The sequence below is a fragment of the Cupriavidus consociatus genome (assembly GCF_017814975.1).
GTDB classification, from domain to species: Bacteria; Pseudomonadota; Gammaproteobacteria; order Burkholderiales; family Burkholderiaceae; genus Cupriavidus; species Cupriavidus consociatus.
The window spans coordinates 259,364-286,091 of sequence record NZ_JAGIQA010000005.1 but is presented as its reverse complement, the minus strand read 5'-3'; the positions used below and the strand labels follow the sequence as shown (position 1 = coordinate 286,091).

Annotated in this window: 23 protein-coding genes; 14 read left to right on the top strand and 9 right to left on the bottom strand. The window is 67.6% G+C overall.

From position 1 onward, the window contains the following. Positions 1-89 precede the first annotated feature (89 nt). Both hpsO and hpsN read right to left on the bottom strand, forming a co-directional pair. Positions 90-881, bottom strand: coding sequence for a (S)-sulfopropanediol 2-dehydrogenase HpsO (hpsO, locus tag J8I82_RS09700; RefSeq protein ID WP_209756716.1), 792 nt, complete (start codon positions 879-881; stop codon positions 90-92). Positions 882-883: 2 nt separating this feature from the next. Next, entirely contained in the window at positions 884-2,194 is a 1,311-nt protein-coding gene (gene hpsN, locus J8I82_RS09695; protein ID WP_209756714.1) for a sulfopropanediol 3-dehydrogenase, read from the bottom strand. 272 nt (positions 2,195-2,466) lie between these two features. Here hpsN and J8I82_RS09690 point away from each other — a divergent pair, with 272 nt between their 5' ends. Then, positions 2,467-3,456 (top strand): LacI family DNA-binding transcriptional regulator, encoded by a 990-nt coding sequence (locus J8I82_RS09690; RefSeq protein WP_284183048.1) that lies wholly within the window; start codon positions 2,467-2,469, stop codon positions 3,454-3,456. Positions 3,457-3,489: 33 nt separating this feature from the next. Here the strand turns inward: J8I82_RS09690 and mepK are convergent, their stop codons facing one another. Then, positions 3,490-4,050, bottom strand: coding sequence for a peptidoglycan L,D-endopeptidase MepK (gene mepK / locus J8I82_RS09685; protein ID WP_209756712.1), 561 nt, complete (start codon positions 4,048-4,050; stop codon positions 3,490-3,492). A 30-nt stretch (positions 4,051-4,080) separates the two neighbouring features. Then, on the bottom strand, positions 4,081-5,739 hold the full coding sequence (locus J8I82_RS09680) for a L,D-transpeptidase family protein (protein WP_209756841.1): 1,659 nt from the start codon (positions 5,737-5,739) through the stop codon (positions 4,081-4,083). A 506-nt stretch (positions 5,740-6,245) separates the two neighbouring features. Between J8I82_RS09680 and J8I82_RS09675 the strand changes: the two genes are divergently transcribed. The 3 genes from J8I82_RS09675 to J8I82_RS09665 all read left to right on the top strand — a co-directional run bounded on the left by J8I82_RS09675 (position 6,246) and on the right by J8I82_RS09665 (position 10,383). Then, a complete protein-coding gene (locus J8I82_RS09675) occupies positions 6,246-6,788 on the top strand; it encodes a fimbrial protein (RefSeq protein WP_209756710.1) in 543 nt (180 codons plus the stop codon). A gap of 182 nt (positions 6,789-6,970) precedes the next feature. After that, positions 6,971-7,732, top strand: a complete 762-nt coding sequence (locus J8I82_RS09670) for a fimbria/pilus periplasmic chaperone (RefSeq protein ID WP_209756708.1) — start codon at positions 6,971-6,973, stop codon at positions 7,730-7,732. 86 nt (positions 7,733-7,818) lie between these two features. Continuing rightward, the gene (locus J8I82_RS09665) at positions 7,819-10,383 is read left to right on the top strand and encodes a fimbria/pilus outer membrane usher protein (RefSeq protein ID WP_209756706.1); all 2,565 of its coding nucleotides are present in this window, start codon (positions 7,819-7,821) and stop codon (positions 10,381-10,383) included. An 8-nt stretch (positions 10,384-10,391) separates the two neighbouring features. Here the strand turns inward: J8I82_RS09665 and J8I82_RS09660 are convergent, their stop codons facing one another. From J8I82_RS09660 to J8I82_RS09650, 3 genes are all read right to left on the bottom strand, one after another. Then, the gene (locus J8I82_RS09660; protein ID WP_209756704.1) at positions 10,392-11,018 is read right to left on the bottom strand and encodes a response regulator transcription factor; all 627 of its coding nucleotides are present in this window, start codon (positions 11,016-11,018) and stop codon (positions 10,392-10,394) included. A 158-nt stretch (positions 11,019-11,176) separates the two neighbouring features. Beyond that, complete coding sequence (locus J8I82_RS09655; RefSeq protein WP_209756703.1) at positions 11,177-11,602, bottom strand: carboxymuconolactone decarboxylase family protein; 426 nt, start codon at positions 11,600-11,602, stop codon at positions 11,177-11,179. A 48-nt stretch (positions 11,603-11,650) separates the two neighbouring features. Next, positions 11,651-12,718: a CaiB/BaiF CoA transferase family protein gene (locus J8I82_RS09650; RefSeq protein WP_209756701.1), complete on the bottom strand. Its 1,068-nt coding sequence runs from the start codon at positions 12,716-12,718 to the stop codon at positions 11,651-11,653. 373 nt (positions 12,719-13,091) lie between these two features. On the opposite strand from J8I82_RS09650, the gene J8I82_RS09645 reads away from it, so the two are divergent. Next, positions 13,092-13,529: a universal stress protein gene (locus tag J8I82_RS09645; protein ID WP_209756699.1), complete on the top strand. Its 438-nt coding sequence runs from the start codon at positions 13,092-13,094 to the stop codon at positions 13,527-13,529. Positions 13,530-13,574: 45 nt separating this feature from the next. Here J8I82_RS09645 and J8I82_RS09640 read toward each other — a convergent pair whose 3' ends face one another. Further along, positions 13,575-14,627 carry a serine/threonine protein kinase gene (locus J8I82_RS09640; RefSeq protein WP_209756697.1) on the bottom strand — a complete coding sequence of 351 codons (1,053 nt, stop codon included), beginning with the start codon at positions 14,625-14,627 and terminating at the stop codon, positions 13,575-13,577. 4 nt (positions 14,628-14,631) lie between these two features. Continuing rightward, entirely contained in the window at positions 14,632-16,221 is a 1,590-nt protein-coding gene (locus J8I82_RS09635; RefSeq protein WP_209756695.1) for a DEAD/DEAH box helicase, read from the bottom strand. 330 nt (positions 16,222-16,551) lie between these two features. Here J8I82_RS09635 and J8I82_RS09630 point away from each other — a divergent pair, with 330 nt between their 5' ends. The 9 genes from J8I82_RS09630 to J8I82_RS09590 all read left to right on the top strand — a co-directional run bounded on the left by J8I82_RS09630 (position 16,552) and on the right by J8I82_RS09590 (position 26,714). Beyond that, a complete protein-coding gene (locus tag J8I82_RS09630) occupies positions 16,552-18,237 on the top strand; it encodes a ClcB-like voltage-gated chloride channel protein (protein WP_209756693.1) in 1,686 nt (561 codons plus the stop codon). Between the two features lie 113 nt (positions 18,238-18,350). Next, entirely contained in the window at positions 18,351-18,758 is a 408-nt protein-coding gene (locus J8I82_RS09625; protein WP_209756691.1) for a hypothetical protein, read from the top strand. Between the two features lie 85 nt (positions 18,759-18,843). Then, positions 18,844-20,196 carry a tRNA (N6-isopentenyl adenosine(37)-C2)-methylthiotransferase MiaB gene (gene miaB / locus J8I82_RS09620; protein WP_209756689.1) on the top strand — a complete coding sequence of 451 codons (1,353 nt, stop codon included), beginning with the start codon at positions 18,844-18,846 and terminating at the stop codon, positions 20,194-20,196. 18 nt (positions 20,197-20,214) lie between these two features. Continuing rightward, positions 20,215-21,222, top strand: a complete 1,008-nt coding sequence (locus tag J8I82_RS09615) for a PhoH family protein (protein ID WP_209756687.1) — start codon at positions 20,215-20,217, stop codon at positions 21,220-21,222. After that, the gene (gene ybeY / locus J8I82_RS09610; RefSeq protein ID WP_209756685.1) at positions 21,223-21,984 is read left to right on the top strand and encodes an rRNA maturation RNase YbeY; all 762 of its coding nucleotides are present in this window, start codon (positions 21,223-21,225) and stop codon (positions 21,982-21,984) included. It abuts the gene before it with no gap. 133 nt (positions 21,985-22,117) lie between these two features. Further along, positions 22,118-23,005 carry a CorC family transporter gene (locus J8I82_RS09605; RefSeq protein ID WP_209756683.1) on the top strand — a complete coding sequence of 296 codons (888 nt, stop codon included), beginning with the start codon at positions 22,118-22,120 and terminating at the stop codon, positions 23,003-23,005. Beyond that, entirely contained in the window at positions 23,002-24,609 is a 1,608-nt protein-coding gene (gene lnt / locus J8I82_RS09600) for an apolipoprotein N-acyltransferase (protein ID WP_209756681.1), read from the top strand. The genes J8I82_RS09605 and lnt overlap by 4 nt, the downstream gene beginning before the upstream one ends. Positions 24,610-25,140: 531 nt before the next feature. After that, entirely contained in the window at positions 25,141-26,088 is a 948-nt protein-coding gene (glyQ, locus tag J8I82_RS09595) for a glycine--tRNA ligase subunit alpha (protein WP_209756679.1), read from the top strand. Further along, on the top strand, positions 26,085-26,714 hold the full coding sequence (locus J8I82_RS09590) for a hypothetical protein (RefSeq protein ID WP_209756677.1): 630 nt from the start codon (positions 26,085-26,087) through the stop codon (positions 26,712-26,714). Before glyQ ends, J8I82_RS09590 begins: the two co-directional genes overlap by 4 nt. Positions 26,715-26,728 lie beyond the last annotated feature (14 nt).

Here is a 26,728-nt window from a genome sequence, read left to right as displayed (position 1 = left end):
CTCCTGTTGGCTATGTCGTGTGCGGGCGCGGCCGGCGCCCGGTTTTTTTGCTGTGCGGCATGGCACGTGTGCATCGCACTGCCCCGCACTCACCGCGCGGTGTAGCCGCCGTCGACCATGAAGGTCTGGCCTGTGATGTAGGCGGCCATATCGCTGGCGAGGAACGCCGCCAGGCCATGCAGGTCGGACAGCTCGCCGTTGCGGCCGATGCAGGTGCGGTCGGCGTGGTGCCGGGCCAGCGCCACATCGGCGAACACCGGGCCCGTCAACGCGGTCGGGAAGAAGCCAGGCCCGATGGCGTTGCAGGTGATGCCATGTGGCGACCATTGCTCGGCGATCGCGCGCGTGAGCTGCACCACCCCGCCCTTCGCGGCGCCGTAAGGCGCACTGTTGGCGAATGCCCGGTACGACTGCAGCGACGCAATGTTGAGGATGCGGCCCCAGCCGCGCTGTTGCATTGCCGGCGCCAATGCCTGGGTCAGGAAGAACGGCGCGCCGAGGTGCGTGTCGAGCTGCAGGCGCCAACTGGCTGGCGTGACATCCGCGAAGGACTCCCGCAGGTTCATCCCGGCGGCATTGACGAGGATGTCGACTTGACCATGGCGGCGTTGCAAGGCGCTGACTGCCGCGGGAATGGCGTCGAGATCCGCGACATCGCACGCCATCGTATCGACCGCGATGCCCATGGCATCGAGCTTGCCCGCAGCCGCGTCCAGCTGGGCCTGGCGGCGCGAGGCCAGAACGACCCGGGCACCGGCGCTTCCGAGCGCGCTGGCAATGGCCTCGCCGATGCCGGAACTACCGCCAGTCACTAGCGCTTGCCGGCCGGACAAGTCGGGCGCAATGCCTTGCGCGCGTATCACATCGCTGGCTTTGGCCATGGTCATACCTCCACGGGCGCGCCCATTTCGAAGCGCGCGTTCGGGAAGTACTTGGCCATCCGGTCATCCGCGGTGCGCGCGTGCGCCTCCATTCCTTCCAGGCGCGAAATGCGGGCGGTCACCTGACCGATCTGGCGCGTGGCTTCGCGCGTCATCTTTTGCCAAGTCAGCGTCTTCATGAACTTGTGTACCGAGAGCCCGCCCGAGTAGCGCGCCGCGCCTTTGGTCGGCAGTACATGGTTGGGGCCGCTGGTCTTGTCGCCGAACGCCACGGTCGTTTCTTCGCCGAGAAAGAGCGAGCCGTAGCAGGTCAGGTGCCGCAGCCACCAATCGAGGTCGGCGGCATGGACCTCCAGGTGCTCCGAGGCATAGCGATCGGAGACTTCGACCACGGCCTCGCGGCTGTCGCACAGGATCACCTCGCCGTAGTCACGCCACGCGGCGGTGGCAGCATCGCGCGCGGTCGGCGGCAAGCGCTCGATCAGCGTTGGCACCAGCGCCATCACCTGCTCGGCCAGTGCGCGCGAAGTGGTGAACAGCCAGGCCGGCGACTCATGCCCATGCTCGGCCTGCCCGACCAGGTCGCTGGCCACGATCGCTGCGTCGGCAGTGTCGTCGGCAATCACTGCGACCTCCGACGGGCCGGCGAAGACATCAATGCCGACCTGCCCGTACAGCGTGCGCTTGGCTTCGGCGACAAACTTGTTGCCCGGACCCACCACCACGTCTGCCGGCTTGCCGGTGAACAGTCCGTAGGCCATCGACGCGATCGCCTGCACGCCACCAAGCGTCAGGATCAGATCGGCGCCCGCCGCCTGGAAGGCGTAGAGCACGTGCGGATGAATGCCGTGGCCCCGGAACGGGCTGGAGCATGCCACCACGGTCTTCACGCCGGCGGCCTTGGCAGTCGCCACGCCCATGTAGGCCGAGGCGATGTGGGCATAGCGCCCGGCCGGTGCATAGCATCCGACCACGTTGACCGGAATCACGCGCTGTCCTGCTGTTACGCCCGGGTGCAGTTCCACCGAGAACTCCTGCAACGACTCCCGCTGGGCGACGGCAAAGTCATGGACCTGCCGGATTGCAAAGTCGATATCGGCGCGGACGGCGGCGGGGACGTCCTGCGTCTGCCGACCGATTTCGTCGCGACTCAGCACGATGTCCCCGTTCCAGGCGTCCAGCTCACGCGCGTATTGGCGTACGGCATCTTCGCCGCGCGCCTGGATCTGGCCCAGCATCTCGGTCACCACCTTCTGCGCGGTGCCGGTTTCAGTCTGCGGGGATTTTGCTGCCTTCTTCAGGTAAGTGATCATTGCGGAAGTCCTTTGAAAAAAATGAAAGCGATACCAATCATGTACGCAACTGATTGATTCCACTCTTTCGTGGACGCGATTTCATTGGCACGAAACCAAATGAAAGCGCTTTCATTTTCAGGATAGGCGGCTACCCGGGATTCGCAAGAAAGGGTTTTCCCGGAAACAACGACAGGTCGCTCTCCCCCATGTGACCGTCACTTACAAAGATCGGGGACAATTGGGCAACAACGTTGGGAGCGATGACCGTGCGGCGCAGCAGGCTCGAAGATGTGGCAAGACTTGCGGGGGTGTCGATGGCAACGGTGTCGCGCGCGCTGTCGTCGCCCGAACTGGTGCGCGAGAACACCCTGGCGCGCGTGCGCCAGGCCATCGACGCGCTCGGCTACGTCCCGGACGCCTCGGCGAGGACGCTGGCCTCAGGCCGCTCGCGCACCGTCGCGGCGGTCGTGCCGACACTGGACAACGCGATCTTCTCGCATTCGATACAGGGCATGCAGAGCGTGCTGGCGGCGAACGGCTACCAGCTGCTGCTCGGTTCCCACGACTACAACCTCGATGCCGAGATCGGTGTCGTGCGCGCACTGGCGGAGCGCGCTGTCGATGCCATGGTGCTGGTCGGCGCGGATCATGCGCCTGAAACGCTGTCGATACTCAACCAGTCCGGCACGCGCGCGATCCTGACCTGGTCGCTTTCCAGCCAATATCCGTGCATCGGTTTCGACAATTTCGAAATCGGCGCGTTGGCAGCGCGGCACCTGTTCGACCTGGGCCATCGCCGCTTCGGCATGATTTCCGGCATTGCCAAACACAACGACCGCGCAAGGCTGCGCACGGAAGGCTTTCTCGGCACGCTGCGCGCCTTGCGCGCGGAGCCGGCGCCCGCCTCGTTATGCGAGCAGCCTTACAGCTTTGCCGGAGGGCGCGCAGGGCTGCGGCAAATACTAGGCGACGCTGCCGGCCGTCCTACGGCGGTGTTCTGCGGAAATGATGTGCTGGCGCTGGGCTGCCTGTTCGAGGCGGCCGCGATGGGCATCGACGTGCCAGGCCAGCTTTCGATCGTGGGCTGTGACGACCTGCCGATCACCGCGGAGATTTCCCCGCCGCTGACGACGATCGCCTTGCAAAGCAAGTCGCTGGGCGAGAAGGCCGCGAAGGCATTGATGGTGTGGCTGCAGGACGGGATCGAGCCGGGCCGGACGGTGCTGCCCGTTTCGCTGGTACAGCGAGGCACGACCGCGCCTCCGCCCCGCGAGGGCTAGGCAGTCCAGGTGCGGCCCGGACTGCCGGTGCTATTACCAGTAGCGTACCCGGCCCGTATCCAGGTGTACGAATTGCTCGCCCTGGTAAAAACCGACACCGCCGCCCTTCAACGTCTTCGCGGCATCGCGCAGGTCGCCCAGCGGCACGCCGGCCACGCGAATGTCGATGGCCTTGCCATCCATGTGCAGGCTGTGCCTGGCGACTCCGCCGCCACGCGAGCTTCGCAGGCGCGAATTGGTGGCCGGGCTGCGATAGCCCGAGATGACCTGGAACGGCTCGTTGGTGCCAAGTTCACGGCGCAACTGGAAGAGCAGGTCGAACAGTTGCGGATCGATCACACCTACCTGGCCGGAATAGTGGTCGCGCAGGAAACCGTTGAGCGATGTGAGTGCCTCGGGAACAAAGTTGTCGCCGACGGCATAGACGAGCTTGATGCGCTCGCCGGTATGGGTATGGTCAAAGGCCAGCGAGCGTGCATCGGGCAGGCTGGCAAGCGCCTGGCGCGACGCCAGGGGCATCAGACCGGCGGCCAGAGCCAGGCCTCCGGTGGTATGTAGAAAGCGGCGGCGTGCCTTGCGCGTCGCATCATTCATGGTACTTCCTCTGCGTGTGCTGGGCGCGCCTTACTGCCTGGCAGCAGCGGCGCGCGCGATGGCTGGCGGCGAGGGGCGCCCGGTGCGTTGCCGCAGCGCCTTGTCCAGCAGTTTGTCGTGACCGTAGATGTCAGGCAGGAAGGATACACGACCATCGGCCCGGGCGATGACCGTGCCATAGGCCAGCACCACCGGCAGAGGCTGCTGCAGCCTCACCGTGCTCGACTTCCCGCGGGTCATCGCCTCGCGGATGCGCGCCTCGTTCCAGTCTGGCATATCCTGCAGCACGAACTGCGCCAGTGCCACTGGGGATTCCACGCGGATGCATCCATGGCTGAAGTCGCGCCGGTCGCGCTTGAACAGCTGCGGCGTCGGGGTGTGGTGCAGGTAGATGTTTTCGTTGTTGGGAAACACGAATTTGATGTCGCCCAGCGCATTCACGGGGCCGGGGCGCTGCCGGATGCGCATGCGGCCATTGAGCACGGCCTCGAGGTTGTCCTCGGACAACGTGGTCACGGCCTTGCCGTCGCCGGTGACGAACTCAAAGCCCTGCTGGTTGAAATATGCCGGATCGCGCCGCAGCCGGGGCACCGTCTCGCGTTTGGCAATCGAAGGCGGCACGTTCCAGTACGGGCTGAACTCGATGTAGCGCATGCCTTCCTCGAACAACGGCGTGCGCGTGTCCAGCGCCTTGCCGACGATCACTTTCATCTCCAGCTTGATGTCGAGCTTGCCATCGCGGATCTCGTAGGCGCGCAGCATGAACTCGGGCACATTGACCACGATCATGCGCGGACCATCCAGCGGGGTCCAGCGCATCCGCTCCATGGTCAGTTCGATCTGCCGCACCCGGCTGGCCATGGGCAGATTGAGTTGCCCCAGCGTTCCGGCGCCGATCACGCCGTCGGCCTGGAGCCCGTGCCGCGACTGGAACGCCTTGACGCCATTGACGAGTGCGCCTTCATAGCGCGCCGGCGGCTTGGAGCCGGCCGGCAGGTCCCCCAGTGCCACCAGGCGGGCCGTCAGCGCGGCAGTGCCCGCCCACGGCTGCCCGGGTGCCAGCTTGCCCGCGGGCAGCGCGGGTAACGGCTGCGCCCAGACCGGCTGCGCGGCGATCTCGCGGTAGCGCGCCAATGCTTCGCGCAGCGTGCCATACAGGGGAAAAGTGGGCGCGGCCTGGCGCACGGCGTCCGGCACGCGGTGTTGCGCAACCGCTTCGCGCAGCACCGTCGCGGCGTCATACGGGCGTTCTTCCTGAGGCGCGAAATTGGCATGGACCGCGCGGGGATTGATACGGCCGCCGTGCAGGTCGGACAGCATGCGCTCCATCGCAGCAGTCAGCGCGGCGTCAAGACGCGCGGCGGCATCCGCCGCGAGCACCGGCCCGCTGGCCGCCTGGTGCACTGCCTGCCGCAGCGCCTCGGCATCGTAGTCGCTGGGATCAAGCCCATCAGCGGCCGCGTTGGACAGCGCGTCGACCGCCCGCCTGGCCTCCGGTATGGGCCTGCCCTGGGCGAACCATAGTGGTCCCTGAGGTGCCGGAGTGGCTTGTGGCAACGACGCTTGGGGCGCTTGGGACGATTGGGACGCCTGTGGCGCTTGTGGGGTCTGGGTCGTCTGAGGTGGCTGGGCCAGGACCGGGGTTCCGAAGGCGCCTGCCAGCAGCAACGCGGCGAACGCATGCTTCATGTCGGGATGGCGGCTCGGACGGTGGCCGCTGGCCTGACGCACGGCCAGGCAAAACGAAGGAAGAGCAGCCTTGGCTGCAGCAAGACTGGCGCCGGTCAGGCGCATGGCGGCTGTCGGGAACGAAGGCATCGTGGGGACGGGCTCGTTTCGTGGCACACGCCCACAGTCTACCCGTGTTGGGGAAGCGGCGTCAGGAGCGCACGGCGGCCGCTCGGCGACTGGGTTGAATCGGAATCTGGCCAGTCCCCCGGCAAGCCAATGCGAGGCAAATCGGCTTCAGACCACATCGAACGTCGCAAGTCACCGGTCCAGTACGTTGAGAAGGCAAATTCGGCCGATTCACTCAGCTTGCTCGGAAGTTTCACACGGTGGGCGTATCGCCATATTCCTACACTGGGCGCGGTTCACAAGGCAATTCCGATGTCCGGATGCAGCCACTGCCTTGGAACGCCCGCGTGCCACGGCAATCGTGCGGCGGCACGCCTTCCACAACCAAGAGACCCAACATGAAATTCGCATTCGCGCCGGTGGTACTTGCCGCCGGCATCGTCTTCGCGTCCCAATCCGCGCATGCCGTCGACGGCACCATCACCTTCAACGGCAACATTACCCCCAACTCGTGCGTGATCAACGGCAATGGCACCGGCTTGAAGTCGTTCACCGTTACCCTGCCGACGGTGTCGGCAAAGACGCTGGACACGGCGGGTGCGCGCGCCGGCCGCACCCCGTTCACGATTGCGCTGAACTGCGATATGGATACCGGCGCGGTCCATACCTACTTCGAACCGGGACCGACCACCGACGCCAGCACCGGCAACCTGGTGGTCAACAGCGGCGCCGGCACGGCGACCAACGTGCAGATCGGGCTGCTCAATGCCAACTTCACCCCGATCAAGGCTGGCTTTGCGGACAGCGCCCAGAACTCGCTGTCAGTGCCGCTCGTAAGTGGCGCGGCCACCCTGTCCTACTTTGCCGAATATGTCGCCACCGGCCAGGCCACCTCGGGCGCGGCCAATTCCAGTGTGATGTACACCATCGCCTATCCGTGACGCCAGCGCGTCCCTGAGATTTCCCCGAAAGGTAAATCCGATCCCGGGCGTGGCACACATGTGGTGCAGTCCGGTGCGTCGGCACGCGCCGTGTTGGCGGCGCGTGCCGACCCATTCTCCTCCGCTGTGCTTGCCGGTCCTGCCGACGACTGATTCTTCAAGCCCTGTTTTCCCGCCTCACCATGCTTTCCACATCCCTGCGAAACTTGCTGGCCGCCCCCATGGCCGCGCTGGCGCTAGCGTGCGCATTGCCCGTCAGCGCGTCCGTCATCGTTGGCGGCACGCGCGTGGTCTATCGCGCCGCGGACAAGGAAGTCACGCTAAAACTGACCAATGAAGGGCAATCGCCCGCGCTCACGCAGGCGTGGGTCGATGCAGGCACGGCGACCCCGACGCCTACCTCGATCGACGTGCCCTTCACGATCACGCCGCCGATTGCGCGCATCGACCCGGGCAAGGGCCAGACGCTGCGCATTCTCTATACCGGCGAGCCGCTGCCGCAAGACAAGGAGTCGCTGTTCTGGCTCAACGTACTCGAAATCCCGCCCAAGCCGTCCGCCAATGAAGCTGGCGTCAACTCGCTGCAAATGGCGTTCCGTTCGCGCTTCAAGCTGTTTTTCCGCCCCGCAGGACTGCCGGGCAGCGCCACCGAGGCGCCGGCCGCGTTGCGCTGGGAACTTGGCAACCGCGACGGCAAACCTGTGCTGGTGGCGCATAACCCGACGCCATACCATGTCTCGCCAGTCAGCGTCGAGGTCGTCGCCGGCGAGCACCTTGCCAAGGCGACAGACCCCGACATGATCGCGCCTGGCGCCAGCGCGACCTTCCACCTGGACAGCGACGTCCGCAACCCTGCCGGCGCCACCGTGCGCGTGCACTGCATCAACGACTTCGGCGGCAGGGACAAGTTCAGCGCGCCGCTGAGCACCTCCGGCTCTCGCTAGCCCTCATCAACCCACGGTCCGTTACGCCCTTCGGCAGCCGCCGGCTGCCGGCGCCTGCGTGCGGCCATCGTCGACACGCCGGTTCCATGCTGACACTCCCTCCCCGTCACGTCCCGTTTCGCCTGCGCCCGCTTCATGCCATGCTGCTGGCCCTGTTCGCCAGCGGCGCAGGCGCGGCCGGACAACCCCAGGCCAGCCCGATGCCTGTCCGCTCCGCGCAGGACGTGGAGTTCAGCGATACCTTCCTGCAGGGTACGGCGGGCGGCGTTGCGGACCTCAGCCGCTTCAGCAAGGGCAATCCGGCGTTGCCCGGCCAATACCGTGCCGAGTTGTACGTCAACGAAATCTGGCTGGGCCGCGCCGACGTGGAGCTACGCCAGGCCGGCGACCCCTCTGCCCCTGCGACGCCGTGCTTCGATCGCGCCCTGCTGGAGCGCATCGGCGTCGACCTGGCCCGGCTGCCGGCGGCAGCATCGCTGAACGGCAACGGCTGCCAGCCGCTGGCAGCGCTGATCGCCGATGCCACGGCGAACTTCGACAACGGCGAGCAGCGGCTCGACGTCAGCGTGCCGCAGGCTGCGATGGTGCGCCGCGCGCGTGGTTACGTCAGTCCGGAGAACTGGGACAACGGAGTTCCGGCTGCGCGTTTGCAGTACAACGCCAACCTCTACCACTCCGACGCATCCGGCCTGTCGACCACGCAGGCCTATGTGGGCCTGAACGCAGGCATCAACGTGGGACCATGGCGCTTCAGCCACCAGGGCAGCCTGAACCGCAATGACCGGCAGGGAACGCGCTACCAGAGCGTGCTGACCAATCTGCAGCGCGCCATCGCGCCCTGGAAAAGCCAGTTGGTGATCGGCGATGCCTTTACCGACGGCACCCTGTTCGACAGCATCGGTTTTCGCGGCGTGCGCCTGGCCAGCGACGAGCGGATGTATCCTGAATCGCTGCGCGGCTATGCCCCCATCGTACGCGGCATCGCGCGCAGCAATGCCCGCGTGCAGGTCCGCCAGCAGGGCAACATCCTCTACGAAACCACGGTGGCACCCGGGCCATTCGAGATCGATGACCTGTACCCCACGGGCTACGGCGGCGACATCGAAGTCGTGGTTACCGAGGCGGACGGCAGCGTGCACGTATCGACGATGCCTTATGCCGCCGCGGTGAACGCCTTGCGCGCCGGCCAGAGCCGCTACAGCGTCACCGCGGGCCAGTACCGCAACACGGTGCTGCAAGGCTCGACCCTGCTGCTGCAGGGCACTTACCTGCACGGCTTCACCAATACGGTCACCGGCTACGGTGGCTTCGTGGCCGCGCAAGGCTATGGTGCAATCGCCGCCGGCGCGGCGCTGAATACCGACCTGGGTGCCTTTGGCGCGGACATCACGCATGCCAGCACGCGGCTGCAGGGTCAACCGGACCGCAGCGGCCAGAGCGTGCGGCTGAGCTACAGCAAGCTGGTTGCGCCCACCAACACCAATTTCTCGGTCGCGGCATACCGCTACTCCAGCCGGGGCTACCTTGGCCTCGCCGACGCCATGTCCTGGCTTGCGCTTGACCAGGCGGGGAGGCTGCCAAGCCTGCCGACCGCGCGCGGCAAGCTGCAGCTGAGCATCAACCAGGCCTTGCCGGGCGGCTATGGCAACTTCTACCTGACCGGGTCGGTGCAGAGCTACTGGCAGGGCAGCAGCACCGTCAGCCAGTTCCAGGCCGGCTATAACAATACCTACCGCGCCATCGCCTATGGCGTGTCGGCGTCGCGGCAATTGAATGTTGCCACCAGCAAGTGGGACACGCGCGTCATGCTGACCGTCGGCCTGCCGTTGGGCAAGTCGCCACGGTCACCCTACTCGCTGACCAGCGTCGAGCGCGGCTCCGACGGTTCCTTCACGGCACAGGAGACCGTGACCGGCACGCTCGGGAGCGACAATGCCTTCAGCTATGCCCTCAATGCGGGTCATAGCGGCGGTGGGTCCGGCAGCAGCGCCAACAGTATCGGTGGCAGCGCCGCCTATATCTCGCCGTTCGCGACGATGACTGCCAGCGCATCCAGGAGTACCGCTTATACGCAGGCCGGCGCGGGCATTTCAGGCGGCATCGTGGCTTATGCGGATGGCGTGGCGTTCTCGCCTTCCCTCGGCGATACGGTCGCGGTGGTCGAGGCCAGGGACGCTGCCGGCGCGCGCCTGGCCAATGGCGCGGGCCTGCGCGTCGACCCGTGGGGCCATGCCGTGGTCTCTAACCTGGTGCCGTTCGCGCGGAACGAAATCGAGATCGATCCGCAGGGCCTGCCTCTGGAAGTCGCGCTCAAGTCAACGCAGCAGCGGATCGCGCCCACCGCGGGCGCGGTGGTGCGGGTGCGCTTCGAAACCGAGAATCCGGGCCGTGCGGCGATCCTGCGCACGCGCCTGCCTGATGGCGCGCCGGTACCATTCGGCGCCGAAGTGTTCAGTGCCGATGGCAAGCCGGTCGGGACCGTGGCGCAGGCGGGCCGCGTGCTGGTGCGCGGGCTGGCAGCGGACGCCGGCACGCTGACGGCGCGGTGGAGCCAGGCCAGCGGCGATGCCTGCACGCTGCACTACGATCTAGGCAAGCCTGGCCACCAAGCGGCGGCGGCGGTGGTCAGGGATGCACCGTGCACGCCCTGATGCAGCCGTCACCACACCAGCTGGTGGCGCCGCGCATAGTCGACCATCTCCACCAGCGAGCTGACGTTGAGCTTGGCCATGATATTGGCCTTGTGGGTGCTGACCGTCTTGCTGCTGATCAGCAGCTCCGCGGCGATCGCCTTGTTGGAATGGCCGCGCGCCAGGTATTGCAGAATGGTGATTTCGCGATTGCTTAGCCGCGGGATGCCAGAGTCTTGCGCTTCGCCGAGCTGGCGCGCGGCTTCCAGCGTGTACATGGGGAACACCAGGTAGCCGCTCAGCACGCCGCGCGCGGCCTGCAGCACCTCGGGCACGCCGCGGTGCTTGACCACGAAGCCGTGCGCGCCGGCGCGCAGCGCCCGCACCGGGGCAGCGGTGGCGTCGGTGCCGGACAGCACCAGCACGTGTACCGTGGGAAAGGTCGCCGACACACGCCGGACGAAATCGACGCCGGGATTGCCGAAATACTCGACATCGACCAGCACCAGCCCGGGGCGGTGATCGCGCACCAGCCGGAAGGCATCGCGCACGCCGTCGGCTTCCAGCACTTCGGCGGCATCCAATGCCGCGGTCAGTTGGCCGGACAGCGTAGTGCGGAACCGGGAAGGCTCGTCGACGATCAACGCGTGGTGCAATTGGAACTCCTTGACAGCTTGGGGAACTGCCAAGGTTAAGGGCCATGCTGCGTGCTGAAGCGCGGAATACTCGCTGCTCGGGAGCAGCAGAATCTGCGCGGCGCTTGGGCAATTCCGCAGGAGTGGACAGCCAGGCGTAGTCCAGGCCGGCCCGCGCGTCAGGGCCCGGCGGCGTCCAGCACTTCGGTCAGTTTGCGGCTAGCGTCCAGCGCGGCGGGGAAACCGCAGTAGACGGCGCTGTGCACCATCAGCTCGCGCAGTTCCTCGGGCGTGACGCCATTGGCCAGCGCGCCGCGCAGGTGGCCAGCCAGTTCCTGCGGCCGGTTCAGAGCGATCAGCATCGATACCGTGGCCAGGCTGCGCTGCTTGCGGTCCAGCCCTTCGCGGGTCCACACCGTGCCCCATGCAAATTCCGTGACCAGCTGCTGCAGGCTGGTATCGCCCTGCTGCACGCCGGCATCGAGCGCTCGCTGCACGTGCGCCCGGCCAAGGACCTCGGTGCGGACTTCGAGGCCGGCCGCGAACGCGGCCGTGGGGGTGTAGTCGGCAGGGGTGTGGTCATCATTCTGGCTGGGTTCGGCCATGGCATCTGTCTCCGGTGATTGGTGACAGATGTTAGCCGAAGCCGCCGCTCACTCCGTGCCGGCGGGCAGGAAGCGCGGCGCCGGGGCCGAGCGCGGCACTTCGCGCTCGCCCTGCCGGAACATCCGGTAGGTGCCGCGCGCCTGGTTGTGCGGATGGCGGGCGGCCTCGTCCAAGGTCAGCACGCGCGCGAAGCAGACATCGGTGCCGCCCAGCAGCGCTTCCCAGTGCGTGCTCGGCTGCGCCGCAATGCAGGCGGCGATGCGCGCCTTCATTGCGGGCCACTGGGCGCGGTCGTATTGCGCAGCGGGATCGACGTCGGCCAGTTCCAGCCGTTCAAGCAGTTCGCGGTAGAACTGCGGCTCGAGTGCGCCCAGCGTGATGGCGCGTCCGTCGGCGCAGCGGTAGACGTCATAGAACGGCGAATCATGGAACGGGCTGGGCTGGGGTCCGCCGAGCGAGCCGGCGGCCCGCGATACCTGCACCAGCGAGCCGAGCATGGCAACAATGTCGGTGATCGCCGCATCGACCACGCAGCCCTCGCCGCTGGCACGCGCGCTCAGGATGGCGCTGGTCAGGCCGAAGGCCAGGCCGAGCGCACCGGTGGCGTCGCCCATCACGGTCGGCGGCACCATCGGCAGCGCATCGTCGCGCGCGGCCATCGACAGCAGGCCGGTCAGCGCGATGTAGTTCAGGTCATGGCCCGCGCTCTGCGCCAGCGGGCCGCTTTGCCCCCAACCGGTCATGCGGCCGTACACAAGGCGCGGATTGCGGACGTGGCAGGCCTTGGGACCCAGGCCCAGCCGCTCCATCGCCCCGGGGCGCAGCCCTTCGATCAGCGCATCGGCGCCTGCCACGAGGTCGAGCGCCGCGGCGAGGCCCTCGGGCGATTTCAGGTTCAGCTGCACTACCTGCTTGCCGTGCTCCAGTTCCATCTCCGGCGGCACGGCCTGGCCGCGCAGGATGCGGCGCGCGTCAGGCGCGACCGGGCGGGTCACCAGCGTTACCTCGGCGCCGAGGCCGGCCAGCATGGCGCCGCACAGCGGGCCGGGGCCGATGCCTTCGAATTCCACCACCTTGATGCCGCGCAGGGGCAGCAGCTTGCCATGCTCACTCATTTGCTTGTCTCCGGTTGCCGTGCGCCGGGATCCGGATCCCGGGCCAGCCTGTGTGGGATGTGTGGTGCGCCGCGTCAGAACGGCCCCTTCGGACCCGTCACGGCGCTTGCGAGCCATGCTACGCGGTACGGCGCCGGGGCGGCAATGGCCGAAACTGCCAGCCGGGTTGACAGATTTGCCATGCGGCCGGTTATCGCACGCGAGACCGTGGCGGCATCGTAGTTTTCCGAACCAACTTGATCTAAGTCGGGTCACAGCGGGAAACTTGCTGCGATGATGGTTTCAGATGGCGCCGACGCCCCCGGCGGCAGCGTCAGGAGGTGTTCCTCAACCTGGCTCGTCCCGACAGCCCCCAATCCAGGAGATTCCCGTCATGACCAATATCGTCCTCGCTACCGATGGCTCGGCCTTCAGCGATGCCGCGGCTCGCTTCATTGCCGAAGGCAAGCTGCTGCAGAACGGCTTTACCGTGCATGTCGTGCATGTGGCCCCGGAAGTGAGCGGCCAGGTGCGCGCCTTTGTCAGCAAGGAAACCATCGACGACTGGCACAAGGAGGCCAGCGACAAGGCGATGGCGGGTGTCAGCGAGATCCTGTCGGCGGCCAGCGTGCCGTTCGAGCAGCATGCGCTGCACGGTTTTGCGCCGGAACGTATCGTGGCCTATGCGCGTTCGGTGAATGCCGAAGCCATCGTGATGGGCACGCATGGCCGCGGTTCGTTCTTTGATGCGGTGATCGGTTCGGTGGCCGGACGCGTGCTGGCGCAGGCGGATTGCCCGGTGCTGCTGGTCAAGGCGCCTGAGAAGAAGTAAGGCAATCTCGGGAAACGCGGCGCGCCCGGCGCCGCGTATCGCTTGTCAGGCGCCCCACAGGGGCGCTTCGTCCATCAGGGCTACCTGTTCGCGCAGTTCGAGAATGCGGTCCTGCCAGTAGCGCGCGGTGCCGAACCACGGGAACGCGGCCGGGAAGGCCGGGTCGGTCCAGCGGCTGGCCAGCCAGGCGCTGTAGTGCAGCAGGCGCAGGGTGCGCAGCGCCTCTACCAGCCACAGTTCGCGCGTGCGGAATTCGGCGAAATCCTCATAGCCGGCCACAACGTCGGCCAGCTGGTCCTGCATCGCCGCGCGGTCGCCCTCCAGCAGCATCCAGATGTCCTGGATCGACGGCGCCATGCGGCTGTCGTCAAAGTCCACGAAGTGCGGGCCCGGCGCGCCGTGGCTGCCGCCACGCGCATCGTCTTCGTCGATCCACAGCACATTGCCGCGGTGGCAGTCGCCATGCACGCGCAGCAGCGGCACCTCGCCGGCGCGTTCGTAACAGCGGCGCACGCCGTCCAGCGCGAGGTCGGCGACCGACTGCCACGCCGGCAGCAGGTCTGCGGGGATGCAGCCGCTGGCCAGCAGCCAGTCGCGCGGGGCAACGCCAAAGGTGTCGATATCCAGTGCTGGCCGGGCCTGGTAAGGCTGCGTCGCGCCGACGGCGTGGATACGGCCGATAAAGCGGCCGAGCCAGGTCAGCGTGTCCTTGCGGTCGAGCGCGGGTTCACGGCCGCCGCAGCGCGGGAACACGGCGAAGCGGAAGCCGGCGTGGTGACGCAGCGTGCCGGCATCCGGCGCAGCGGCCGGCAAGTACAGCGCCGGCACGGCCGGGATCTCGGCATCGGCCAGCTGCTGCACGAAGGCGTGTTCTTCCAGGATGGCCGCGTCGGTCCAGCGGCCGGGACGGTAGTACTTGGCGATGACCGGACCGGCGTCCTCGATGCCGGCCTGCCACACCCGATTTTCATAGCTGTTGAGCGCCAGCAGGCGCCCGTCGGGGCGCAGGCCGGCACTCTCGAGCGCGTCCAGCATCAGCTCCGGCGTCAGGCCGGCATAGGGAATACCGGAATCGGCCGAAGCGGTGGACGCTGTCATGGTGTCAGTCGCGGTTGCGGTTGCCGCCGAGCAGCGCGGCTTGCGGCGCCGGGCGGCGGTTGCGCGCAGGGGCCGGGGCGGCATCGTGCGGCTGGCGTGCCGGCTGGGCGGCGGCACGCTGCTGGCCGCGTGCCGGCTCTTGCCCGCCCTGGCGCGGCGCGCCGCTGCGTGCGCCGCCATTGCCGCCACCATGGTTGCCGGCGTTGCCGTTGCCGCCGCCGCGGCGCTGGCCGCCTTCGGCCTGCCGTTGACGCGGCTGGCCGCCCTGGCCCTGGCGCGGTGCGTCCTGGGCCGGGCGCGGCGCGCGTGCGCGTTGTGCCGGCTCGCCATCGGCGTTGGCCGGACGTGACTGGCTGCGACCGCGGCCCTGCCCTTGCCCCTGCCCGCCACCACGTTGCTGGCGGCCCTTCTGGATCGGCTCGGGTGCGATAGTCGGGTCGACTTCAAACCCCGGCAGCACGGTCTGCTCGATCTTGCGCTTGATCAGGCGTTCGATATCGCGCAGCAGCGCGTGCTCGTCCACGCAGACCAGCGAGATCGCCTCGCCCTCGGCGCCGGCGCGGCCAGTGCGGCCGATGCGGTGCACGTAGTCCTCGGGCACATTGGGCAGGTCGAAGTTGACCACGTGCGGGAGCTGGTCGATGTCGATGCCGCGCGCGGCGATATCGGTCGCCACCAGCAGCCGCAGCGTGCCGGCCTTGAACTCGGACAGCGCGCGCGTGCGCGCCGACTGGCTCTTGTTGCCGTGGATCGCCAGCGCCGACAGACCATCCTTGGTCAGCTGCTCGGCCAGGCGGTTGGCGCCGTGCTTGGTGCGGGTGAACACCAGCACCTGGTGCCAGTCGTGCTGGCGCACCAGGTGCGCCAGCAGTTCGCGCTTGCGTTCGCGGTCGACCGGGTAGACGCGCTGGTCGACGGTCTCGGCGGTGGTGTTGCGCCGCGCCACCTCGATCGAGGCGGGGTTGTTCAGCAGGCGGTCGGCCAGCGCGCGGATATCGTCCGAGAACGTCGCCGAGAACAGCAGGTTCTGGCGCTTGGCCGGCAGCACGTTGAGGATCTTGCGGATATCGTGGATGAAGCCCATGTCGAGCATGCGGTCGGCTTCATCGAGCACCAGCAGCTCTACCTGCGACAGGTCGACGGTGCGCTGGGCCACGTGGTCGAGCAGTCGGCCGGGCGTGGCCACCACGATATCGACGCCGCGCTTCAGCTGCTCGATCTGCGGGTTGATGCCGACGCCGCCGAACATCACCATCGAGCGCAGGCGCAGGTACTTGCCATAGTTGCGCACGCTCTCCTCGACCTGCGCGGCCAGCTCGCGCGTCGGCGTCAGCACCAGCGCGCGTACCGGCGGCTTGCCGGCGCGCGGTGCGTTGCCGGCGGCACGGGCCGCGGCGGACTCGGACAGCAGGTGCAGCATCGGCAGGGTGAAGCCGGCGGTCTTGCCGGTGCCGGTCTGGGCGCCGGCCAGCAGGTCGCCGCCCTTGAGGACGGCCGGGATTGCCTGCGCCTGGATGGGAGTCGGTGAGGTGTAGCCCTGCTCGGCCACCGCACGCACAATCTTTTCGGACAAGCCGAGTTCAGAAAAAGACATGAATTGCTGCTTCGGCCATCCCTGCGCACGCGGTGCGCCGATCGCGGGATGGCTCGTGTAATCGATGTTCGGTATCGGTAACAGGAGCGGCCGGAGGGCCGGCCCGGCAGGCCAGTGGCCCGCCCGCGGGAAAGGTCGCTAGTGTACCAGTCCATCGCGAGCCGGTTCTGCACATGCGGCAGGGCCGCATGCGTGGCTGCGCACATCGGCCCCGCCAGGTGACGCTGCGCTATCATGACTGGCGCCGCAGTCGGCCCGCCCCCGGAGCCGTCGCCATCACGCCGGCCCCCTTCCTGCCCCGGCACCCTGCTGTGCCCTCCGGAGCCCGCCATGCGCTTGCGTTTCCTTGAAGACCAGGAAGTCACCCTGTTTGCGGCCATCCCGGTCGGCATCGTGGCGGCCATTGCGACCACGCTCTTCAAGGAGGCGCTGGAAGGTGCCGGCGTGGTGCTGTTTTCCAGCCATGCCGACGTGGTGGTCGTCTTTGCGGAACTGGCACTGGGCTGGCGCGTGGTGGTACCGGCAGTGGGCGGTGCACTGGCCGGCGCATTGCTGGTCCTGTCCAACCGGCTGGCCAGCAGCCATCGCGGCGCGACCGACTATATGGAAGCGGTGGCGAATGGCAGCGGCCGGCTGCCGGTACGGATCACGCTGCTACGGGCCATGTCGTCGTTCTTCTCCATCGTCAGCGGCAGCTCGGTCGGCAAGGAAGGCGCGATGATCCAGCTCGCGGCGCTGTGCGGCTCGTTGTTTCCGACCACCCGGCTGGAACGGGGCGGCGGCTCGAACATGCGCCGGATGCTGACCGCGTGCGCCGCCGCAGCAGGCCTGGCAACCGTCTATCACACCCCTTTCTCCGCGGCCGTCTTTGTCGCTGAAGTGGTTTTTGGTGCACTGGCGGTGCAGCGACTGATGCCCCTGTTCCTTGCCTCGGTAGCCGGCGCGATGGTCAGCCAGTGGCACGGCGGACTGCAGCCCCTGTATCCGGGGCTGGATATCGCGCCCGACCTGCGCCCGCATATCCTGCTCGCAGCAGCCGGGCTCGGCGTGGCGGCCGGCATCGTCGGCGCGCTGTTCATGCGCGCGTCTGGCTTTGCCCGCAGCCGCTTCGCCGCGATGCCGGGCGGGCCGGTGGCGCGGCTGGCGCTGGGCGGCGCGCTGGTCGGGGTGCTGGCGATGGCAGTGCCCGAAGTCGTGGGCAACGGCTACCACACCATCCAGACCATCCTGCAGGAACAGCCGCTGAGCGTGCCGGTGGCCGGGGTGCTGCTGGCCAAGCTGGTGGCCACGGTGATCAGCATGGGTTCCGGCGCGGTCGGCGGGGTGTTCACGCCGTCGCTGTTCGTTGGCGCGGCGCTGGGGCAGCTGCTGGCGCTGGCCATGCATGGCGTCGCCGACGGCGCCACGCCGCTGCTGCCGCTGGTCGGCATGAGCGCGTTTCTGGCGGCGACCAGCCAGGCACCGCTGATGTCGGTGCTGATGGTATTCGAGATGACGCTGGCGCCGGCGCTGCTGCTGCCGTCGATGATCGGCGCGGTGGCGGCGTACTATACGGCGTCGCGCTGCCAGACGCTGTCGCTGTACAGCGTGATCGCCGAGCGCGCACAGGCGTCGGCCGCGGCCGAGCACGCGCGCACCATGACGCTGGCGGGGCTGTGCGATCCGACCGCCACCGTACTCGCCCCCAACGCCAGCCTGGCCGAGGCGGCCGACAAATTCGCCGAGACCGGTACCCGCTATCTCTACCTGGTGCAGTTTGACGGGCGCCTGCTGGGCGCGCTTTCGATCCACGCCGTGCAACGCGCCCAGCGCGAAGGCTCGCAGCAGGGCGTGCTGGAGTTGGCCGAACGCGACTTCCCGGCGCTCACGCCTGATTCGCGCCTGCGCGATGCGCTTGAGGTGTTCGCCGAACACGGCATCAACCGGATCCCGCTGGTGCGGGACACGGTCGACCGTGAGCTGATCGGCACCGTGTCAAAGCAGCGTGTGCTGCAAGAGGCATCCTGCCTGTTCTGAGTGCCGTCTTGCCGGGCCGCCCCCGGGCAGCGCCAAGCGAGTAAAATGGCGGGTTGCGCCCGCTCCGGGCCATCCCCACCCACACGCTTCGCCTCACTTGACGGAGTTTTCCCATGCCAGCAGGTCGTGATACGCGCCGCGAGGCGCCGGAAGAAGCCAGGTCCTTGCGCGGACGGCTGCCGCGGCTGGCGGGCGTAACGTTAACGGTAGCGACCCTGCTGTTCGGCACGGCCGCCGCCTTGGCCCAGCCGGTGCGGGTGATCCCGGAGGACGCGCAGGCAGCCAGGCTGGTGCTCGCCGCCCCGTCGGCCAGCGCGCCGCCGACCGCCACGCTGGACGGCAAGACCGTGGGCGTGGCCCCGGGCCTGCGCCTGTTCGGCACCGACAACCAGTTGCTGGCCACCGCCGCGGTGGCAGGCCAGAAGCTGCCGGTGCGCTACAAGCTCGACCTCTACGGCCAGTTGCTGACCGCCTGGGTGCTGAGCGAGCCGGAGCAGAAGGCGCTGAAGCAGAAATCGTAGTCCCCGAAAGAGCGCGGCGTGCCCCACGCGACCGCGCGTTGTTGCAACACCCTGATGCCCCCAGGTCAACCACTGAGATCGGCATATGAAGAAAGTTTTCGTCAAGACGTACGGCTGCCAGATGAACGAGTATGACTCGGACAAGATGGTCGACGTCCTCAACGCCAGCCAGGGGCTGGAACCCACCGACAACGTCGAAGACGCCGACGTGATCCTGTTCAACACCTGCTCGGTGCGCGAGAAAGCGCAGGAGAAGGTGTTTTCCGAACTGGGCCGGATGAAGGCGCTCAAGGCGGTCAAGCCCGACCTGGTGATCGGCGTGGGCGGCTGCGTGGCCAGCCAGGAAGGCGCCAGCATCGTCTCGCGCGCCCCGTATGTCGACGTGGTATTCGGCCCGCAGACGCTGCATCGCCTGCCCGACCTGATCGCGCGCCGCCAGCGCACCGGCCAGTCGCAGGTCGACATTTCCTTCCCCGAGATCGAGAAGTTCGACCACCTGCCGCCGGCACGCGTGGAAGGCCCGAGCGCCTTCGTCTCGATCATGGAAGGCTGCTCCAAGTACTGCAGCTACTGCGTGGTGCCCTATACCCGTGGCGAGGAAGTATCGCGTCCGTTCGAGGACGTGCTGGCCGAAGTGGCCGGACTGGCCGAGCAAGGCGTGCGCGAAGTCACGCTGCTGGGCCAGAACGTCAACGCCTATCGCGGCAAGATGGGCGATACCACCGAGATCGCGGACTTTGCGCTGCTGATCGAGTACGTGGCCGAGATCCCGGGCATCGAGCGCATCCGCTACACCACCAGCCACCCGAAGGAATTCACCTCCCGGCTGGTCGATCTGTACGGCCGCTGCGACAAGCTGGTGAATCATTTGCACCTGCCCGTGCAGCATGCTTCGGACCGCATCCTGATGGCGATGAAGCGCGGCTACAGCGTTCTGGAATACAAGAGCATCATCCGCAAGCTGCGCGTGCTGCGCCCGCAGATGTCGATGTCGTCGGACTTTATCGTCGGCTTCCCCGGCGAGACCGATGCCGACTTCGAGAAGCTGATGGCGATGATCGAGGAGATCGGTTACGACACCTCGTTCTCGTTCATTTTCAGCCCGCGTCCGGGCACGCCTGCCGCCAACCTGCACGACGACACCCCGCACGAGGTCAAGCTGCGCCGGCTGCAGCGCCTGCAAGCCACCATCGAGGAAAACGTGCAGCGCATCAGCCAGAACATGGTCGGCACGGTGCAGCGCATCCTGGTCGAAGGCCCGGCGCGCAAGGATCCGACCGAGCTGCATGGCCGCACCGAGAACAACCGCGTGGTCAACTTCGCGCTGCCGGGCGTGCCCCAGGCGGGACGCGACCGGCTGGTCGGCCAGATGGTCGATGTCAGCATCACGCAGGCGTTCCCGCACTCGCTGCGCGGCGAGATCGTGGTGCGCCAGTAATCGAGCCTCCGGCAAAAGATGAAAATCCCTTCGGCAGAATTCGTCGCCCCCAAGGACGACAACACCCGCCTGCAGAACCTGTGCGGGCCGCTCGACGAAAACCTGCGCCAGATCGAGCAGGCGCTGGACGTGACCATCCAGCGGCGCGGCCATCGCATGACGGTGCGCGGCAACCATGCGCAGGACGCCGCGCTGGCGCTGGAGCGTTTCTATAACCACGCGCGCACGCCGCTGTCGATCGACGACGTGCAGCTGGGCCTGGTGGAAACGCGCCAGCTCAGCGCGCATGGCAGCTACCTGCCCGGCAACGACGACGACAAGGGCAACAACGACGAGCGCGAGTTCGAAGATGAATCGCCGGTGCTGCACACCCGCCGCACCGGCCTGCAGGGCCGCACCGTGGCCCAGCGAGAGTACCTGCGCAATATCCTGTCGCACGACCTGACCATGGGCGTCGGCCCGGCTGGCACCGGCAAGACCTACCTGGCGGTGGCGTGCGCGGTCGACGCGCTGGAGCGTGACGCGGTCAAGCGCATCGTGCTGACGCGCCCGGCGGTGGAAGCCGGCGAGCGCCTGGGCTTCCTGCCCGGCGACCTGGCGCAGAAGGTCGATCCTTACCTGCGCCCGCTGTATGACGCGCTTTACGACCTGCTCGGCTTCGACCGCACGCAGAAGATGTTCGAGCGCCAGATGATCGAGATCGCGCCTCTGGCCTATATGCGCGGGCGCACGCTGAACCACGCCTTCATCATCCTGGACGAGGCGCAGAACACCACGCCCGAGCAGATGAAGATGTTCCTGACCCGGATCGGCTTCGGCTCCAAGGCGGTGATCACCGGCGACATCACGCAGATCGACCTGCCCAAGGGCCAGAAGAGCGGCCTGGTGGAAGCGCAGCACGTGCTGCGCGACGTGCGCGGCATCGCCAGCACCCGCTTTACCAGCATCGACGTGGTGCGCCATCCGCTGGTGGCGCGCATCGTCGATGCCTATGACGAATACCACGCCCAGCACAAGGACGCGTAATTGAAATCCCCGAAGAACCAGAAACTTAAGCCCCCCGGCGTCAGCCTGACCCTGTTCGATGGCGACGGCCGCGCGCGCAAGAGCGCCGCGCACGCGCTGCGCGTGCAGCTGCCCGACGGCCGCAGCCTGACGCTGGACCTGTCGCAGGCCGCCGACGGCGTGGTCGCGCTGCTGGCCGAGCACACCGACACCAACCAGCAGGCCGGCCTGCTGGTACGCCCGGACAACCATGACTCGCTGTCCGTGGCCGTGACCGCCACGCCGGTCGTGACCACCACCGGCACCCCGGCCACGCCGCCGGCGCTGGAACTGGAAATCCAGCAGGGCGACGGCATCGGCAAGCAGGACGGCCTGCCGCCGCGCAGGAAGATCGAAACCTGGGTCAAGTCGGCACTGTATGCCGATGCCGCACTGACGATCCGCTTCGTCGGCGAGGAAGAAGGCCGCCTGCTCAACCGCACCTACCGCGGCAAGGATTACGCCACCAACGTGCTGACCTTTGCCTATGCGGAGAACGAGGACGACCCGGTGACCGGCGATATCGTGCTGTGCTGCCCGGTGGTCGAAGCCGAGGCGCGCGAGCAGCGCAAGCCGCTGGAAGCGCACTATGCACACCTGATCGTGCACGGCGTGCTGCATGCCCAGGGCTACGAGCACGAGGAAGACGCCGAAGCCGAGGAAATGGAGGCGATCGAGACCGAGACCCTGCAGGCGCTGGGCTACGCGGATCCCTACCTCGCCGAGCGCACCGGCACGGCGTGATTGACGGCGCACCGGCGGCGCGGCACAAAGGCCGCCGGCATCACATCCAACTACGGCGGCCCGGCGGCTGTCACGGGATCGACAGCCTTTTGGTGTATCCTTCAGTCGATCTCCACCACGCGCTCGCCGCGAAATGAACGACCCCTATCCCAGTTCGAAGCCCGCCTACCTGAAGCAGGTCGATCGCCCCAGATCGCTTCTCGAACGCCTGTCAGACCTGATCTCCCCCGAGCCGGACACCCGCGCAGAACTGCTCGAAGTGCTCCAGGACGCGCATGAGCGCAACCTGATCGACGCCGACTCGCTGTCGATGATCGAGGGCGTGTTCCAGGTCTCCGAACTGACTGCCGGCGACATCATGGTGCCGCGCGCGCAGATGGACATGGTCAATATCGCCGACGCGCCGGAAACCTTCATCCCCTTCATGCAGCAGACCGCGCACTCGCGCTTCCCGGTCTGTGAAGGCAGCCGCGACAACATCATCGGCATCCTGCTGGCAAAGGACCTGCTGCGCTACTACACCGACCCCGCCTTCGACCTGCGCGAAACGCTGCGCCCGGCGGTGTTCATCCCCGAATCCAAGCGCCTGAATATCCTGCTGCGCGAATTCCGCATCAACCGCAACCATATCGCCATCGTCGTCGACGAATACGGCGGCGTGGCCGGGCTGGTGACGATCGAAGACGTGCTCGAGCAGATCGTCGGCGATATCGAGGATGAGTTCGACCTGGACGAAGACCAGGACAATATCCTGCCGATGCCCGACGGCAGCTGGCGCGTCCACGGCCTGACCGAAATCGCCCAGTTCAACGAGGCCTTCGGCACCGGCTTTTCCGACCACGACGTCGACACCGTGGGCGGACTGCTGTCCAACCATGTGGGCCACGTGCCCCACCGCGGCGAGGTCATCATCCTGCCGCCGATCCGCTTCGAAGTGCTGCGCGCCGACGCGCGGCAGGTGCACCTGCTGCAGGTGCGCCGCGAATCCCTGGCTGACAGCGCGAGCGCTGCCGGCGCATGAAGCGTCCCGCCCCGATCCCCAACGGCGCGGCCGCTGCCGACGCCGGCGTAGGCAGCGTGCCCGGCGCGCGTTCGCGCGCAGCCGCCATGGCGCGCCTGCTGCTGGCCGGCGTGCTCGGCGTTGCCCATACGCAGGCCTTCGCCCCGCATGACTGGTGGTGGCTGCAGATCCTTTCGCTGGCCGGCCTGGCCGCGCTGATGACCGACGCGCCGCGCGCACGCATCGCCGCGGCCACCGGCTATGCCTTCGGCCTGGGCTGGTTCCTGTCCGGCATCTGGTGGCTCTATATCAGCATGCACGTCTACGGCGAAATGCCGGCGTGGATGGCGGCGCTGGCGGTGGTGCTGTTCTCGGGCTACCTTGCGCTGTGGCCGGCGCTGGCGGGCGCGCTATGGCACCGGCTGACGGCACGACTGCGCGCAGGCACATGGGCCGCCGCGCTGCTGGCGCCGCTGGCGTTCGGTGCCGCGTGGGGGCTGTCGGAGTGGCTGCGCGGTGTCGTTTTCACCGGTTTCCCGTGGCTGTCGGGCGGCTATGCCCATACCGACGGGCCGCTTGCCGGCTTCGCGCCGCTGGTCGGCGTCTACGGCATCGGGGCGCTGGCGGCCGCCGTCGCGGCCTTGCTCGCCGGGGCTGTGCGCGGGCTGGGGCAGGGAGCGCACACGCGTGCCATCGTTTCGCTGGTGCTGGCGCTGTTGCTGCCGTCGCTTGGCGCGGCGCTGTCGCCGCTGGCCTGGACCACGCCGGCCGGCAAGCCGCTGACGGTGCGGCTGCTGCAGGGCAACGTGCCGCAGGACATCAAGTTCGAGGCCGTCGGCATCCAGCGCTCGATCGCGCTATACCGCGACATGATCACCGCCGCGCCCGCCGACCTGGTGGTGACGCCCGAAACCGCGTTCCCCGTGATCTTGCAGGACCTGCCGGTCGACGTCGCCGTGGCGGTGCGCGACTACGCGCTGCAGAGCGGCACCACGGTGCTGTTCGGCGCGGCCGGAGCCGATTCGCCGGTCGATTTCACCAACAGCGTGTTCGGGCTGGGGCCGCTGACCGAACGGCTGTACCGCTACAACAAGCACCACCTGGTGCCGTTCGGCGAGTTCATTCCGCTGGGCTTCCGCTGGTTCGTCGACATGATGAAGATGCCGCTGGGCGATTTCCGCCGCGGCGGACTCGACCAGCCTTCGCTGCCGGTGCGCGGCGTGCGCGTGGCGCCCAACATCTGCTACGAGGATCTGTTCGGCGAGGAGATCGCGCAGACGTTGCGCCAGCAGCCCGCGCCAGCCAACGTGCTGGCCAACCTGACCAACCTGGCCTGGTTCGGCGATACCATCGCACTGGACCAGCATCTGCAGATCTCGCGCATGCGCGCGCTGGAAACGCGCCGCCCGATGCTGCGCTCGACCAATACCGGCATGACCGCGGTGGTACGCCCCGACGGCACCGTGCAGGCGCGCCTGCCCACCTTCACGGTCGGCACGCTGGAGGCCGAGGTGCAGGGCATGCAGGGGCTGACCCCATATATCCGCTGGGGCAACGCGCCGGTGCTGGCACTGTTTGCGCTGGTGCTTGGCGCGACTGCCTGGCGCGCGCGGCGCGCGGGCTGAACCCGGATCCGGGGCGCGCGGCGGGCTTCCGCCGCGGTCTCGCGAGCCGCGGCGTCCATGGCGCGTCAGACGCGCGCCGGCTGCGTCAGTTGATCAGCCCCGTCGCCACCGACACGACGGCCGCGGCGATCATGACCGCGATTGCGACCAGGTAAGGTTTGCGAGAAAGCAGCGTCATGATTCCAAGTCCCCATCATTAATCGTCTACCGGCAGGACGGCCAGGCCTGCCAACCGCAACTCTCGAGCGGGTTGCTTACTAATACTGTATACAAAAACGTTATCGGTTAGCGTTGCCGCAACTTGAAAACGGGGTCGGTATTTTCCCCATGCGTTGCGAAAGACCGACATCGGCCGGCACCTCCGTGCACCAGCCGACACCCCGCCAATCGGGGCGGGCGGCCAAAAAGCCGATAGAATTCAGGGTTTGGCAAAATCCGTATGCGGCGGCCCCGGCACGCGCTGCGCCGCCAGCACGCCGGGCGGAGCAAGTTCGCCCGCAGCCGACCGATCAGCCACTACCTAGTCTTCATATGCTGACCTTCCAACAAATGATTCTGACCCTGCAGGCCTACTGGGACCGGCAGGGTTGCGCGCTGTTGCAACCCATCGATCTGGAGGTCGGCGCCGGCACTTCCCACGTGCATACCTTCCTGCGCGCGATCGGCCCCGAGCCGTGGCGCGCCGCCTACGTGCAGCCGTCGCGGCGGCCGAAGGACGGCCGTTATGGCGAGAACCCGAACCGCCTGCAGCACTATTACCAGTATCAGGTCGTGCTCAAGCCCGCGCCGGAGAACATCCTCGAGCTGTACCTGGGCTCGCTGGAGGCGCTGGGCCTGGACCTGAAGCAGAACGATATCCGCTTCGTCGAGGACGACTGGGAGAACCCGACGCTGGGCGCGTGGGGCCTGGGCTGGGAGGTCTGGCTCAACGGCATGGAAGTGACCCAGTTCACCTATTTCCAGCAGGTCGGCGGCATCGACTGCAAGCCGATCACGGGCGAAATCACCTACGGCATCGAGCGCCTGGCGATGTACCTGCAGAAGGTCGAGAACGTCTTCGACCTGGTCTGGACCGAATGGGTCGAGAACGGCGACACGCGCCGCCTGACCTACGGCGACGTGTACCACCAGAACGAAGTCGAGCAGTCGACCTACAACTTCGAGCACAGCAACACCGAAATCCTGTTCCGCCATTTCGCCGAGCACGAGGGCGAGGCCAAGCGCCTGATGGGCAATGCCGAAGGCGCCGAGGCGAGCGAGGCCACCGGCACGCGCCTGGCGCTGCCCGCCTATGAACAGGTGCTGAAGGCCGCGCACACGTTCAACCTGCTGGACGCCCGCGGCGCCATCTCGGTGACCGAGCGCGCCGCCTATATCGGCCGCATCCGCAACCTGTCGCGCCAGGTGGCGCAGGCCTACTACGATTCGCGCGAGGCCCTCGGCTTCCCGATGTGCGGCAACGGCGGAGCCCGGGCATGACGCAACTGGCGCGCAGCGCGCTGTGCTGCGCCTTGGCCATCGCCACGCTGTCAGCCACCGGCAATGCCGCCGCCGCGCGCGCGGTGGCTGCCCCCGCGCCGCAGGCGCTGCTGCTGCCGGCCGAGCTGAGCAATGTCTGCGAGGCCGACCCGCAGGCGCTGCAGCTGGCCATGTCGCGCCACTGGCGCCCGTCGCTGAACGCGCTCGACCAGTGGACGCAGCTGGTGCGCTCGTTCGCCTGCGACCTCTCGGGACAGCGCGACCTGGGCTGGCACCGCGTGCCGCTGCGCGCCTATGAAAGCGCGATCCGCTACCCGCTGACCTGGGTGGAGGTGGAAACCACCAACGGCCGCACCCGGCGCAAGACCAAGACCTATTACTCGGCCGCCCAGCTGCCGCCGAAGATCGACTTCTGGGTGGGCGGGCGCATCGACGAGATCCGCTATGACAAGCGCCTGCGCCGCATCGACGCGCGCTTCCCCGCCGCGGGCAGCCGCGGCGGCAGCAACGGCGCCGCCAGCGCCGCGGCGGCCGCGCAATGCGCCTTCACCACGTTGCAATTCCGGCAACAGAACGGCCTGTGGCTGCTGTCCGGAGTGGAACCTAATCATTCGCCGCGCTGCTGACAGCGGCGCGCGCC

What these genes read in the sequence shown, in the direction of transcription:
- hpsO (WP_209756716.1), bottom strand. Translation starts at nt 881, where the DNA reads ATGGCCAAAGCCAGCGATGTGATACGCGCGCAAGGCATTGCGCCCGAC.
- hpsN (WP_209756714.1), bottom strand. Translation starts at nt 2,194, where the DNA reads ATGATCACTTACCTGAAGAAGGCAGCAAAATCCCCGCAGACTGAAACC.
- mepK (WP_209756712.1), bottom strand. Translation starts at nt 4,050, where the DNA reads ATGAATGATGCGACGCGCAAGGCACGCCGCCGCTTTCTACATACCACC.
- J8I82_RS09680 (WP_209756841.1), bottom strand. Translation starts at nt 5,739, where the DNA reads ATGAAGCATGCGTTCGCCGCGTTGCTGCTGGCAGGCGCCTTCGGAACC.
- J8I82_RS09675 (WP_209756710.1), top strand. Translation starts at nt 6,246, where the DNA reads ATGAAATTCGCATTCGCGCCGGTGGTACTTGCCGCCGGCATCGTCTTC.
- J8I82_RS09670 (WP_209756708.1), top strand. Translation starts at nt 6,971, where the DNA reads ATGCTTTCCACATCCCTGCGAAACTTGCTGGCCGCCCCCATGGCCGCG.
- J8I82_RS09665 (WP_209756706.1), top strand. Translation starts at nt 7,819, where the DNA reads ATGCTGACACTCCCTCCCCGTCACGTCCCGTTTCGCCTGCGCCCGCTT.
- J8I82_RS09655 (WP_209756703.1), bottom strand. Translation starts at nt 11,602, where the DNA reads ATGGCCGAACCCAGCCAGAATGATGACCACACCCCTGCCGACTACACC.
- J8I82_RS09650 (WP_209756701.1), bottom strand. Translation starts at nt 12,718, where the DNA reads ATGAGTGAGCATGGCAAGCTGCTGCCCCTGCGCGGCATCAAGGTGGTG.
- J8I82_RS09645 (WP_209756699.1), top strand. Translation starts at nt 13,092, where the DNA reads ATGACCAATATCGTCCTCGCTACCGATGGCTCGGCCTTCAGCGATGCC.
- J8I82_RS09640 (WP_209756697.1), bottom strand. Translation starts at nt 14,627, where the DNA reads ATGACAGCGTCCACCGCTTCGGCCGATTCCGGTATTCCCTATGCCGGC.
- J8I82_RS09635 (WP_209756695.1), bottom strand. Translation starts at nt 16,221, where the DNA reads ATGTCTTTTTCTGAACTCGGCTTGTCCGAAAAGATTGTGCGTGCGGTG.
- J8I82_RS09630 (WP_209756693.1), top strand. Translation starts at nt 16,552, where the DNA reads ATGCGCTTGCGTTTCCTTGAAGACCAGGAAGTCACCCTGTTTGCGGCC.
- J8I82_RS09625 (WP_209756691.1), top strand. Translation starts at nt 18,351, where the DNA reads ATGCCAGCAGGTCGTGATACGCGCCGCGAGGCGCCGGAAGAAGCCAGG.
- miaB (WP_209756689.1), top strand. Translation starts at nt 18,844, where the DNA reads ATGAAGAAAGTTTTCGTCAAGACGTACGGCTGCCAGATGAACGAGTAT.
- J8I82_RS09615 (WP_209756687.1), top strand. Translation starts at nt 20,215, where the DNA reads ATGAAAATCCCTTCGGCAGAATTCGTCGCCCCCAAGGACGACAACACC.
- J8I82_RS09605 (WP_209756683.1), top strand. Translation starts at nt 22,118, where the DNA reads ATGAACGACCCCTATCCCAGTTCGAAGCCCGCCTACCTGAAGCAGGTC.
- lnt (WP_209756681.1), top strand. Translation starts at nt 23,002, where the DNA reads ATGAAGCGTCCCGCCCCGATCCCCAACGGCGCGGCCGCTGCCGACGCC.
- glyQ (WP_209756679.1), top strand. Translation starts at nt 25,141, where the DNA reads ATGCTGACCTTCCAACAAATGATTCTGACCCTGCAGGCCTACTGGGAC.
- J8I82_RS09590 (WP_209756677.1), top strand. Translation starts at nt 26,085, where the DNA reads ATGACGCAACTGGCGCGCAGCGCGCTGTGCTGCGCCTTGGCCATCGCC.